The organism is Aeromonas rivipollensis, from assembly GCF_010974825.1.
GTDB lineage: Bacteria > Pseudomonadota > Gammaproteobacteria > Enterobacterales > Aeromonadaceae > Aeromonas > Aeromonas rivipollensis.
In genome coordinates, this window is the sequence record NZ_JAAILA010000007.1 from 167,030 (window position 1) to 178,766 (window position 11,737).

15 protein-coding genes are annotated in these 11,737 nt (G+C 62.2%); 7 read left to right on the plus strand and 8 right to left on the minus strand.

Annotated features, from left to right (window positions below; translation table 11 throughout):
• The first annotated feature begins 142 nt into the window (after positions 1-142).
• Together G4923_RS04480 and G4923_RS04485 are read left to right on the plus strand one after the other, a co-directional pair.
• Entirely contained in the window at positions 143-1,441 is a 1,299-nt protein-coding gene (locus G4923_RS04480) for a LapD/MoxY N-terminal periplasmic domain-containing protein (RefSeq protein ID WP_163135680.1), read from the plus strand.
• A complete protein-coding gene (locus tag G4923_RS04485; protein ID WP_163135682.1) occupies positions 1,438-2,379 on the plus strand; it encodes a TAXI family TRAP transporter solute-binding subunit in 942 nt (313 codons plus the stop codon). Before G4923_RS04480 ends, G4923_RS04485 begins: the two co-directional genes overlap by 4 nt.
• Here the strand turns inward: G4923_RS04485 and G4923_RS04490 are convergent.
• Together G4923_RS04490 and znuA are read right to left on the minus strand one after the other, a co-directional pair.
• Entirely contained in the window at positions 2,374-3,048 is a 675-nt protein-coding gene (locus G4923_RS04490) for a transglutaminase-like cysteine peptidase (RefSeq protein ID WP_163135684.1), read from the minus strand. The two genes, G4923_RS04485 and G4923_RS04490, sit on opposite strands and share 6 nt — an antisense overlap.
• Positions 3,049-3,124: 76 nt before the next feature.
• Positions 3,125-4,063 carry a zinc ABC transporter substrate-binding protein ZnuA gene (gene znuA / locus G4923_RS04495; RefSeq protein ID WP_163135686.1) on the minus strand — a complete coding sequence of 313 codons (939 nt, stop codon included), beginning with the start codon at positions 4,061-4,063 and terminating at the stop codon, positions 3,125-3,127.
• A gap of 94 nt (positions 4,064-4,157) precedes the next feature.
• Between znuA and znuC the strand changes: the two genes are divergently transcribed.
• Together znuC and znuB are read left to right on the plus strand one after the other, a co-directional pair.
• Complete coding sequence (gene znuC, locus G4923_RS04500) at positions 4,158-4,922, plus strand: zinc ABC transporter ATP-binding protein ZnuC (RefSeq protein WP_106885058.1); 765 nt, start codon at positions 4,158-4,160, stop codon at positions 4,920-4,922.
• 20 nt (positions 4,923-4,942) lie between these two features.
• Positions 4,943-5,722, plus strand: a complete 780-nt coding sequence (znuB, locus tag G4923_RS04505; protein ID WP_163135688.1) for a zinc ABC transporter permease subunit ZnuB — start codon at positions 4,943-4,945, stop codon at positions 5,720-5,722.
• A 97-nt stretch (positions 5,723-5,819) separates the two neighbouring features.
• Here the strand turns inward: znuB and G4923_RS04510 are convergent, their stop codons facing one another.
• Complete coding sequence (locus G4923_RS04510; protein ID WP_163135691.1) at positions 5,820-6,710, minus strand: LysR substrate-binding domain-containing protein; 891 nt, start codon at positions 6,708-6,710, stop codon at positions 5,820-5,822.
• 91 nt (positions 6,711-6,801) lie between these two features.
• Between G4923_RS04510 and G4923_RS04515 the strand changes: the two genes are divergently transcribed.
• Positions 6,802-7,659 carry a DMT family transporter gene (locus G4923_RS04515; RefSeq protein WP_005331061.1) on the plus strand — a complete coding sequence of 286 codons (858 nt, stop codon included), beginning with the start codon at positions 6,802-6,804 and terminating at the stop codon, positions 7,657-7,659.
• Position 7,660: 1 nt separating this feature from the next.
• Here G4923_RS04515 and G4923_RS04520 read toward each other — a convergent pair whose 3' ends face one another.
• The gene (locus G4923_RS04520; protein WP_163135693.1) at positions 7,661-8,242 is read right to left on the minus strand and encodes a uracil-DNA glycosylase family protein; all 582 of its coding nucleotides are present in this window, start codon (positions 8,240-8,242) and stop codon (positions 7,661-7,663) included.
• Between the two features lie 101 nt (positions 8,243-8,343).
• Between G4923_RS04520 and rarD the strand changes: the two genes are divergently transcribed.
• Together rarD and G4923_RS04530 are read left to right on the plus strand one after the other, a co-directional pair.
• Entirely contained in the window at positions 8,344-9,237 is an 894-nt protein-coding gene (gene rarD, locus G4923_RS04525) for an EamA family transporter RarD (RefSeq protein ID WP_163135695.1), read from the plus strand.
• Positions 9,234-9,578: a GIY-YIG nuclease family protein gene (locus tag G4923_RS04530; protein ID WP_338120434.1), complete on the plus strand. Its 345-nt coding sequence runs from the start codon at positions 9,234-9,236 to the stop codon at positions 9,576-9,578. The genes rarD and G4923_RS04530 overlap by 4 nt, the downstream gene beginning before the upstream one ends.
• Positions 9,579-9,634: 56 nt before the next feature.
• On the opposite strand, the gene pspG is transcribed toward G4923_RS04530, so the two are convergent.
• From pspG to G4923_RS04550, 4 genes are all read right to left on the minus strand, one after another.
• Positions 9,635-9,853: an envelope stress response protein PspG gene (gene pspG / locus G4923_RS04535; RefSeq protein ID WP_005331057.1), complete on the minus strand. Its 219-nt coding sequence runs from the start codon at positions 9,851-9,853 to the stop codon at positions 9,635-9,637.
• Between the two features lie 48 nt (positions 9,854-9,901).
• On the minus strand, positions 9,902-10,108 hold the full coding sequence (locus tag G4923_RS04540) for a PspC domain-containing protein (RefSeq protein WP_005331055.1): 207 nt from the start codon (positions 10,106-10,108) through the stop codon (positions 9,902-9,904).
• A gap of 2 nt (positions 10,109-10,110) precedes the next feature.
• Positions 10,111-10,773 (minus strand): phage shock protein PspA, encoded by a 663-nt coding sequence (gene pspA / locus G4923_RS04545; protein ID WP_163135697.1) that lies wholly within the window; start codon positions 10,771-10,773, stop codon positions 10,111-10,113.
• A gap of 209 nt (positions 10,774-10,982) precedes the next feature.
• Positions 10,983-11,711 carry a 1-acylglycerol-3-phosphate O-acyltransferase gene (locus tag G4923_RS04550; protein WP_106885064.1) on the minus strand — a complete coding sequence of 243 codons (729 nt, stop codon included), beginning with the start codon at positions 11,709-11,711 and terminating at the stop codon, positions 10,983-10,985.
• Positions 11,712-11,737 lie beyond the last annotated feature (26 nt).

An 11,737-nucleotide genomic window follows, 5' to 3' on the forward strand; every position in this document is an offset into this window, starting at 1 on the left:
ACTCACATTTTATGCATAACCTTCCCGCATGGGCAGAAATGATCGCCTTTTTCAGCCATTTTTTTCTATTTTTAAGAACCAAGTCCGGTTGAGTTCATCCCCGGACCACCAAATGTTGCAAAAACATTTCCAGGGAGTGGTTATGTCATTGGCAAGATTGTTAAATGTAATCATCCTGATCCTGTTCACCATTGGTGCCATCCTGCTGCTTATGCTGGAGATCACCACGGTACGGCAGTCCATTCTCGATCAGATGTCGGCCAATCTGGAGACGGCCATCACAGCCCTGGGTCTGGTGCTGCAAGGCACCCTGCTCAACGATGACAAGGTACTGGCGGAAACCATAGTCAACGCCATGTTCGATGGCGGCTTCGTCAGCTCGGTCACGCTGCTGGATCCCGATGGCCAGTTGCTGTTCCAGAAAATCTTCCACACGGCCCAGCAAAATATCCCCAGCTGGCTGCCCGCTGTCGTCCACATGCCACCGGTCAAGATCGAGCAGGAGCTCACCGATGGCTGGCGCATTCTAGGCACCCTCACCCTCGAAGGCCACGAGGGATACGCCTACCAACACCTCTGGAACGCCATCAGCCGCACCGGACTGGCACTGCTCGCGGGGCTGCTGGTATTCACCCTGGTGATCACCTGGGTGTGCGGCCGCCTGCTGCGCCCCCTCGAACAAGTCAGCCTGCAACTGGTGCAGATCCGCAAACGCCAGTTCAGCGGCAATCTGCCAACCCCATGGCTTCGCGAGTTGCAGGAGGTCGTGGTCTCCATCAACCAGCTGGTCTCCGAGCGCAAGCGGGATCTGCTGCAGCAAAGACTCAAGATCACCCAGCTCGGCAAACATGACAGCCTGCAGGCTCATCAGAAACTCGCGGGGTTGACCGACATCGCCAACGGCATGTATCTGCAACACTTTTTCTCCACTCAGGGAAACATCCGCCTCTATAGCCGGTTACTGCCCCAGACCCCACCTACCACGGACAGCTCGCCGGATGAGATCCGGGCGCTGCTCAACGACTGGTTGACTCAGAAGACGGAAGGGCTACAGCTCCCCCTCAGCCTGCTCAATCATCCCGACTGGGCACAGTTCGCCTCCTCCCTGGCCAGCGCCAGGGGCAAGACCCTGGACTGGCGCTGGGATCTGGCAAGCTTCCCTCCCCTGGCCGAGGAGCGCCTGGGGGCGCTTCAGGCTCAGGGGGTCGAGATGGCATTCAGCAATGTGCCCATGAACAACGACAACCTGACAAAGCTAGACCCCATCAAGCCGGTCTTCATCAGCTGCCAGCTGACCCAGGCCCCCCTCTACTGGAACCTGCTTTCCCAGTGTCTACATGCCTCCGGCTATACCCTGCTGGCAGAAGCCGGCGACATCAACGACACGGATACCCTGCGCAGTTGGGGCATCGATGGCTATGCCAGCCAGGAGGCATCATGAGAATCCCTATCCTATTGCTTGTCCTGTTGTGGCAGCCCGGCTCGCACGCCGTGTCCATGACCATAGGCACGGGGGGAGAACAGGGTATCTATTACCAGGTCATCAAGGAGTTCTGCCGATTGGCTCACAAGAGCGACCCCACACTGCAATGCAAACCGCAGGCCAGTTCGGGCTCCATCGAGAATCTGCGGCAGTTGCAAGCCAAAGAGATCCCCTACGCCCTCGTCCAGTCTGACTGGCTCTATCAGGCCCGCCAGGGCACGGGACCCTTTGCCAAGCAACCCCAGCCCGAATTGAGAACCCTCTTTGCCACTCATGCTGAGCCTTTCACCATAGTGGTGCGGGCCGATGGCGACATCACCACCCTGGAGCAACTCAAGCTGGCCCCCATCGACATGGGACTCAAGAATTCGGGCACTCGCCAGACGGCGCTGGCACTGTTCAACGTATTGGGGGCAAAGGAACAGGATCTCGATCTGAAGAGCGTGGCCAATCTGTCCGAAGCCTTGTGCAGCAAACAGATCGATGCCTATGGGTTGGTGATGGGGCACCCGAACCGCATTGTGCTGGAGACATCCAAACGCTGTGCCATCCGTTTCATGGCCATCGAGGGCACGACCCGGGATCAACTGCTGCAAGGCGTCAAATTCTACCAGCGCAGCCAGGTACCGGCCCGCATCTATCCCGGCAACCTGAAAGCCACCCCCACCTTTGCCATCGCCGCCACCCTGGTGACCAATGCCGCCACGCCGGATGAAGACGCCTATCGCCTGACCAAGGCTATGCTGAGCCAGCAGACCAGTTTCAACGAGCAGACCTATGGCTATGCCAACCTGTTCCACAAGGCGCGTAACAAGATTGGTCCTGTGCTGAACGCCCCGCAACATCCGGGGGCGGCAAGGTATTTCGAGGAGTTGAAGGCCGCAGGCAAGCTATAGCTGGCGGCGGGGGGCACGCAGATGTTCGCTGGAGAAGCGGCTCTGCATCGACTTCCATTGGGTCAGGCGATCGGCACTCCCGGCCAGGGTCCCCTCACGGCGTGACTTCATGACCCAGATGCTCTTGGCGTCGAAGCTGTACACGGGTTGCAGGTCATTGCGCTTGCTGCCGGGCAGGATGCGACCATTGATGTTGTCCAGCACCAGAGGGTCGGACTTGGTCGTCGGGAAATAGAGCGTCACCATGTGAAACTGGTTGTAGCGGATCGCCTTCACATAGGCCAGCCGCAATTTCTTCTCGTCGACGCCGAGCTCCATCAAGGTGTAGTACTTGGAGATGCTGTAATCCTCACAGTCACCCCCTCTGGCCCCGATGAATTCCAGCGGATTGGCCCAGTAGTCCTCGTCCCCCCAAAGCCTGGGATCCTCGCTGTAGGTCAGATTGTTGAAGTAGTTGTTGACCAGTTCCAGCTTCTGCTGATCCGTGGTGCCCGCTCTGGGCGCGAGCAGGCGTGAAAAGGCCTCGGCGCGCTGGATAGCCCTGGCGCCATAGACTTCCTGCATTTTTGCCTTCAGCTCTGGGCTGGCAATGTGCTCGGACAGGCGGGAGGCCTGCACGCTGGTACAGAGCAGTGCCAGGGTGCAGGTGGGGACAAGCAATAATTTCATAACTGACGCTCCATATCAGACGCTGGAGGTCAGTATAGTTGGCCGCGGCCACCCCATAGGGCGAGTCTGGGATGACTCAGCGGCACTGGGCGAAGGCGTCGGCCAACTGTTGCATGAAGTGCGGATAAGCATCAGCACCAAGCGGCACCTGCTCACCCACTTCATCGAGCAGCAACACCTTGGCGCCGGTATTACGGGCGACCGATTCGATCACCGCAGGCGAGAATTGCGGCTCGGCATAGATGCAGCTCGCCTGTTTCTCTTCAAGCGCCTTGCGGATCTCCACCAAGGTCTTGGCGCCGGGGCGACGCTCCGGGCTCACGGTGAAGTGGCCCTTGGAGCTCATGCCGTAGTGACGCTCCCAGTATCCATAGGCCTCGTGAAACACGAAATAGCCCTTCTGGTTCACCGCCTTCATCTGTTCGGCGATCACCTTGTCCTTGGCGTCTACCTTGGCATCGAATGCGGCCAGGTTGGCGGCATAACGGGCCTGATTGGCCGGATCCTGCTTGGCAAGCTCGGTCGCGATCGCCTTGGCAATCACCTTGGCCTGGGTCGGCCCCAGCCAGATATGGGGATCCACCCCCTCGTGGTGATGCCCCTCATGACCTTCATCATGGTCATCGTGCCCATGGGCGGCGTGATCATGGTCGTGGTCGTCATGATGAGCGGGATCCTGGCTGCCCTGAGTCGCGTAGTTGAACAGCGGCATCCCCGGGACCTGGGTCAGGGTCAGCTTGTGGGGATGATCGGCCAGCGGCTTGGCCATGAAACCTTCCAGCTCGGGGCCGACCCACACCACCAGATCGGCGTCATTGATGCTGCGAATATCGGAAGGACGCAGGGAGAAGTCGTGGGGAGAGGCGCCGGTTGGCAGCAAGACTTTGGGCTCGCTCACGCCATCGGTGATGGCCGCCGCGATAAAACCCAGGGGTTTGATGGTGGTCAGCACCTCGAGGGCGCGGACAGGCAGACTCACTGCCAGCAGCGCAGTGATCAGAGTAAGAATTCGCATAGAGGTCTCGTCAGGGAGTGAGTGTGTGATAATATAACAAACCAACGTCGCTGTTATATTATAACTCTCACAGGCTGTAAACCCCGGAGCTGTCATGACCCAACTGGTGGAGCTGAAAGAGGTCTGTCTGTCATTTGACGGACGGTCCGTGCTCGACAAGGTCTCCTTTACCCTGAACAAAGGCAAAATCACCACACTAGTCGGCCCCAACGGGGCGGGCAAGAGCACCCTGAGCAAGCTGGTGCTGGGCCTGCTCAACCCGGACTCCGGCAAGATCATTCGTCGTCGCGATCTGCGGGTCGGCTATGTTCCCCAGCGCCTCTATCTGGATCCCACCCTGCCACTGACGGTGCGCCGCTTCCTCCAGCTCGGCAAGAACAGCCGCCTCTCCATCGAGGAAGCGCTGGAGCGTGTAGGCGCCCAGGAGCTGCTGGACAACCGGATGCAGAAGCTCTCCGGCGGCGAGATGCAGCGAGTGCTGCTGGCCCGTGCCCTGCTGGTCAAGCCCGAGCTGCTGGTGCTGGACGAGCCGGTCCAGGGGGTGGATATCACGGGCCAGATCGAGCTCTACGCCCTCATCAGCCAGCTGGCGGCCGAGTTCAACTGCGCCGTGCTGATGGTCTCCCACGATCTGCACCTGGTGATGGCCAGCACCCACGAGGTGATCTGCCTCAATCGCCACATCTGCTGCCACGGCGAGCCGGAGAGCGTGGCACGCCACCCCGAATTTGCCCGCCTGTTCGGACGCCCGGAGCGGGAGGTGCTGGCGGTCTATACCCACCACCATCACTGCGACGGCGAACACCATCATCATGAGCCGCAGGTCCCCGTCATCCGCCTGCCGTCTCGCAATCCATAAGCGCAGTTAAGGACATTCAAGTGGACAGCTTTCTGTTATATGCCCTCGCGGCCGGCCTCGGCATCGCCCTGCTGGCCGGGCCCCTCGGCAGCTTCGTGGTGTGGCGCAAGATGGCCTACTTTGGCGACACCCTCTCCCACGCCTGCCTGTTCGGCATCGCCCTCGGCATACTGCTGCAGGTGGATCTCACCCTGGCGGTGGTGGTCTGCTGCCTCGCCATGGCCATGCTGCTGGTGATCATGAGCCGCAACCAGCAGGTGGCAACCGATACCCTGCTCGGCATCCTGGCCCACAGCGCCCTCTCCCTTGGCCTGGTCACCTTGAGCTTCATGGACAACGTGCGGGTGGATCTGATGGCCTACCTGTTTGGCGACCTGCTCTCGGTACAACCCATGGACCTGCTCTGGATCTACGGTGGCGGCACCCTGGTGCTGCTCACCCTGTGGCGGCTGTGGGATCCCCTGCTCTCCATGACCATCTCGGAGGAGCTGGCGCGGGTGGAAGGGGTGCGGGTCGACGTGCTGCGCTGCGTGCTGATGCTGCTGATAGGCCTGGTGATCGCCGTGGCCATGAAGTTTGTCGGGGCGCTCATCATCACATCCTTGCTGATCATTCCCGCCGCCACCGCCCGCCGCTTCAGCCAGACGCCGGAGCAGATGGCCGGCTTTGCGGCCCTGATCGGCTGCCTCGCCGTGCTGGGGGGCCTGACCCTCTCCTGGTACCAGGACACACCCGCAGGCCCCTCGGTCGTGGTCTGCGCCACCAGCCTCTTTATCCTGAGCCAGTTCAAGAAAGCCTGAGCCTGGAGTGGCCTGATCCTAGTTATCAGGCCGCTCACACCCTCGACCCCTCGTTCATCGCCAGCCCCTGTTTATCCTGAGCCAACAGCTCGCCGGGCTAGAGCGGCATGCTCTGGCGCGTCTCCATCATCAGCCACTGGCGCAGCCGGCTGATGGCGGGCTCATGGGCCCGGGATCGCTTGCAGGTGAAGTAGAAGGCATCCCCCGTCTCCAGCTGGTGCACCGGCAAGGCCACCAACTGGGGATCGTCCGGTCGCAGCATGTAGTCGTTCACGAACGCCACCCCCTGATCCCAGGCCGCCGCCTCCATCGCCAGCAGCACATGACTGAAGTGGTGCATCCGCGCCTCGTCCGGAATGACCAGCCCCCCCGCCTTGGCCCAGCGCTGCCAATCCTCCCCCCGCGCCTTGTAGATGGACTGCACCGAGAGCAGCGACAACTGCCAGATGGCGGCAGGCCACTCTCCCTCCACCTGCTGCAACAGGCGACGGCTGCAGACCGGAAAGAGCCGCTCCCGATAGATGAGATCGTGGCAATAGCCGCGCCCGTGGGGGGAGACAGTGATGAAGCAGTCCGCCACCCGATCGGAGAGTTCGGGATCTTCCGCCACCATCTCGAGGCTCAGATCCAGCTCGGGGTAGAGCTGGCGCAGCCCGGCCAGCCTGGGGATCAGCCACTTCACCGCGAACGAGCTGTAGACTGCGAGCCGCAGCCGCATCTCGCCGCCACCGCGCAGCTGTTCGCTGCTCTGGGCTATCTGGCCGAGCCCGGCGGAGATCCCCTCGAAATAGCTCTCCCCCTGGGCGGTCAGTGACAGCAGGCGCCCCTGGCGCAGCAGCAGCCGCTCCCCCAGAAAATCCTCCAGCAGGCGGATCTGGTGGCTGACCGCGCTCTGGCTGACATTGAGCTCCAGGGCCGCACGGGAGAAGCTGAGCAGGCGGGCAACCGCCTCGAAGTATTGAACGGCGCGCAGGGGAGGTAGTTTCATTATCCAAAATTCTCATGGATGGTGATTTTTTATCATTTTACTGGATAACGGGCGTCAGACTACCCTTCCCTCATCTAACGTGGGAGGTGGTATGAACGCAGTCGGGATTGGCATCCTCTATCTGGTGCTGGGCAACATGGTGGCGGTCTTCTCCGATGCGCTGGTCAAGGTGCTGGAGCCGAGCCAGCCGGTGTTCCAGTTCGTCTTCTTCCGCCAGCTCTCCGCCGCCCTCCTGCTGGCGCCCTGGCTGCTCTGGTCCTGGCGGCGCAACCCGCCGGTGGCCATCAAGTGGCACCTGCTGCGTGCCCACATCTGGGCGATCGGCGTCTGCCTGATGGTGGTCGCCCTCACCCGCTTGCCGCTGGCCACCGCCAACGCCCTCTTCTATGCGGCCCCGCTGCTGATGGTGCCGCTCGCGGTCTGGCTGGCAGGGGAAGCGCTGTCGCGCCAGAAGGTGCTGACGGCCCTGGTGGGTTTCATCGGTGTGCTGATAGTGTTGCGCCCGACCGAGGTGAACTGGGCCGCCCTGGCGGCGCTCGGGGTGGCGCTCTCCATGGCGGTCAACAACCTGCTGATCAAGCGGATCCCCCTCAAGCAGCCCATAGCCCAGACCCTGTTCTTCACCAACGTGCTGAGCATGCCCATCATACTGGCGCTGGCCTGGTGGGAAGGGGGAGCCTGGCAGTGGCAGATGTGGTGGCCCGCCTTCGGCTCCTCGGCGCTGATCATGGTCTATGCGGGCTTGTGCGTGGTGGCCTATCGCAAGGCGGAGGCGAGCAAGATCGCCTCGGCGGAATACACGGGCCTGCTGATGGCGGTCGCCATCGGGGTCTGGTTGTTCGACGAGCAACCGGGTCTGCCGCTGCTGCTGGGGTGCCTGTGCATCATACTGCCGCTGGTCGCCATGGCGCGCGGCAAGTCAAAGCCGCTGGCAGAGCCGGCGGTCTGAATCAGAGCAGCAAGGGGGCAACCCTCTGCTGCAGATGGGGGATCACCTCCTGCTCGAACCAGGGATTCTTCTTGAGCCAGAAGGTGTTGCGGGGCGAAGGGTGCGGCAGCGGCAACCAGGCCGGGCCATAGTCAGCCCAGTTGCGCACCGTCTCGGTAAGCGAATCCTTGCCCGCATCACGCAGATAGTGCCGCTGAGCGTACTGGCCGATCAGCAGGGTCAGCTCTATGTTGGGCAACAGCATCAGCACCTTGTCGTGCCAGGTGGGCGCGCACTCGGGTCTGGGCGGCAGATCCCCCGACTTGCCCTTGCCGGGGTAGCAGAGCCCCATCGGCATGATGGCGATGCGGGACTCGTCGTAGAAGGTGGCCTTGTCCACCCCGAGCCAGTGCCGCAGCCGATCGCCTGAGGGATCATCCCAGGGGATGCCGCTGGCATGGACGCGGGTACCGGGCGCCTGACCGATGATCAGCAGGCGAGCACGCTCGCTGCCGCGGATCACCGGCCTGGGTCCCAGCGGCAGGTGGGCCTCGCACAGACGGCAGGCCCGGATCTGTTCAAACAGCAGGTCGAGTCGGTTCATGGCCTGATGGTAACAGAGTTTCCGGCAGGATCCCGCTTGTGGAACCGGCGGCAGATACTTATCATGCGGCCACATTTGTTTAATTTAATAAACGGAAAGCGATGAAGAACTGGCTGGGCCCCGGCAGTGCGGCCCTCTCCTTCGTGCTCTGGGGCATGCTGCCCCTCTATTACCAGTTCATGCCCGAGATCAACATGTGGGAGTTGCTCTCCCACCGGGTACTCTGGTCTGTCATCCTGCTGGGCGGCCTCTTCCTGCTGCTCGGGGTGCGGGTCCCCTGGGCACGCCTGCGCAGCGAGCCCCGCCAGCTTGGCCTCATCCTGCTGGCGGGCCCCGTCATGTCCATCAGCTGGTGCATGTTCACCTGGTGCCTGACCACGGGCCAGGTGCTGGCCACCAGCCTCGCCTTCTTCATGACGCCGCTGTTCAACATCGCCTTCGCCGTGCTCTTCCTCAAGGAGCGACTCACCCCCCAGAAACATCTGGCGGTCGCCCTGGCCCTGGCGGGGCTGGCCTACATGCTGTTCTCCTACGGCGAACTGCCCTGGTTCTCCCTGATCATGGGGGCCAACTTCGCCTTCTACGGCCTCATCAAGAAGAAGGTGCGCCACGATGCCGGTGTCAGCCTCTATCTCGAGTCCCTGGCCCAGCTTCCCGTCGCCCTGCTGATCCTCGCCTGGCTGGGGCTGCACGGCATAAGCCAGTTCATGGCCGGTGACTGGGCCGACAAGCTGCTGCTGATGGGCACAGCCCCCGCGACCCTGCTGCCGGTGGGGCTGTTCTGCTACGCAGTGGCACGCACCCGCATGAGCACTGTTGGGCTGCTGCAATACATAGAGCCGAGCCTCGCCTTCCTGCTCGCCATCTTCTGGTTTGGCGAGATCCCGGATCCGGTGAAATCGGTGGGCTTCGCCTTCGTCTGGGCCGGCCTGCTGGTGAGCCTGCTGCCCCTGCACCTGCTCAGGCGCGGCGGGGTACAGTGGAAAGAGTCGTGAGCGCCAGTATCGCGGCAGCTGGGCTGTCCCCCCGCTGGTTTATCTATCTGGTGCGCACCGGCGCGGGCTCGCTCTATGCGGGGATCAGCACGGATCCCGAGCGGCGCCTGCGCCAGCATCAGAGCGGCAAGGGCGCCCGCTCCCTGCGTGGCAAGGGGCCGCTGACCCTGGTGTGGCGCCAGGGGGTGGCAGACAAGGGCGAGGCACTGCGCCTCGAATATCGCCTCAAGCAGCAGAGCAAGGCATTCAAGGAGCGCCTGGTACTCGACCCCGAACTCTGGCACGACTGGAGCCAGCCCTGGCTGAGCGTCGCCGCGACCCCCATCAATCCGTCCCCCTGAACCAGCCGCCATAAAAAAGGCCACCCAAAAGGGTGGCCGTAAAGGGTCAGGGAGGTTTAACGGTAGGTGTTCGACTGCTTGCGCCTGTTGCTGAGCAACCAGCACACTGCCAGCACCAGCAGCAACCAGGGCGCCAGCTTGATGATGAGGGCAAACATGCCGGCCAGGGCGCCAAACAGCACGAAGACCCCGCTTACCAGCAGCATGGCCAGCACGGTAAAACCGGTCAGCGCCATGGTCACCAGCACCAGCATCAAGACGATAAATTCCAGCATGTTGTGCTCCTCACAGGCTTGCAGTGGCCGGCGGGTCTGATCCGGGGATCAGTCCAGCCAGCGTTTCAATTCACGACGGGGCGGCATCACCAGCACCGCCAGCAGATAGAGGGCCAGGGCCAGGGGCGGCATCAGGATAAGCGCCAGCAAGGCCAGCACCCGCACCGTCACCCTCGAGATCCCAAGCCCGTTGGCCAGACCGGCACAGACCCCGGTCAGCTTGCGATGGGCCAGATCTTTGGGCCAGGGGCTCATGGTTATGCCTCCGCCTTCCGGCTTTTCAGGCGAGCCAGCTCGCGCTCAATCTCATCGTTCAACTCCAGCTCGCGGAACTGGGCCTCCAGCGAGGGATTCTGCCCCAGAGTAGCCGCCTCCAGCTGGGCTTCCAGCTGATCGACCCGGCCCTGAAAGCCGTCGAAGCGGGCCATCAGCTCATGCATGCGCTGGTTGTCCACCTGGGCGCGGGCACGGATCCGGCTGTGGGCAGTCTGTTCGCGCAGGGTCAGCATCTTCTGCTTCTCGCGGGCCTCGGTCAGCTTGGTCGCCAGCCGCTCGCTGTCGGCGATGAGCTGGGCCAGCACCTCGGCTACCCGGGCCTTGTCCTGCTCCAGTTGCTCGCACTTCTTGACCTCGGCCAGCTTCTCCGTGAGGGCGGCACGGGCCAGATCCTCACGTCCCTTCTGGATGGCGAGCTCGGCCTTGGCAGACCACTCCTGGATCTGGTGGCGCAGCGCCTGCTGATGGCGCTCCAGCTGTTTCTGTTCGGCGATGACGCGGGCAGCCTGGGTTCTCATCTCTATCTGCACCTGCTCCATCTCTTCGATCATCAGACGCAGCATCTTTTCCGGCTCTTCGCTCTTGTCGAGCAGGCTGTGCAGGTTGGCATTGATCACGTCAGTCAGGCGGCTGAATACGCTCATGGTCTGGCTCCTTGTTCATGGGGATGGCTATCTCTTCCCATGGCATTACAAGAGCCGTGCCAAGATAATTTATTGTTGTTTTACAGATAGATGGAGATTCGACGTTGCCATCTCAAGGCCATGAGTTGGTAAAAATGGCCAACATGGTGGTGATATTAACCAATAAAAAAGGGAGCCGGCGGCTCCCTTCATGCAGTTGGGCTCAAACCTCAGGCGGCCGGGCGATGGCCCAGCTTGCCATCCAGCTCCGCCAGCTTGGCTTCCATCTTGGCCCGGCAGGTATCCGACAGATCGCGGATGCCGGCGGCGCCGTGCTCCTTGCTGCACAGGGGGGGCAGCATCTCCAGCAGCACCTCGCCGTTGTCCCAGCGGTTCAGGTCAACCTGACCGAAGTAGCTGGAACAGACGATGGGCACCACGGGCACTTCGGCCTGGACGGCGGTGTGGAAGGCACCGGCCTTGAACGGCAGCAGACCGCGGCCCTGCGAGCGGGTCCCTTCCGGGAACATCCAGATGGAGGTGCCGTGGTGCTTGATGCGATCCACCACCTGGCCTATGGTGCCGATGGCGCGGGAGCGGTTGGATCTGTCGATCAGCACGTTGCCGGAGAGCCAGAAGATGAGGCCGAAGAAGGGCAGCCACAGCAGGCTCTTCTTGCCCACCGCCACCACGCCGGGGCGCACGGCACCGGTCACGGTGAAGATGTCGAAGTTGCTCTGGTGATTGCAGACATAGACGGCAGGCCCCGCCGACTTGACCTCGTCCGGAATGGTGACCCGGACCTTGAGCCCGATGAGCGGGCAGACGGCATGGTACATGCGGGCGAAAACATAGACGTTGTTGGGGTGGCGCGGACGCACCAGACAGAGCAACAGACCAAACACGAACCAGAAGATGAGCAGCAGGGTAAGCAGCAGCACACGGGCAAGTTTGAGCATCGAACACCTCGGAATTTGACTCGGCG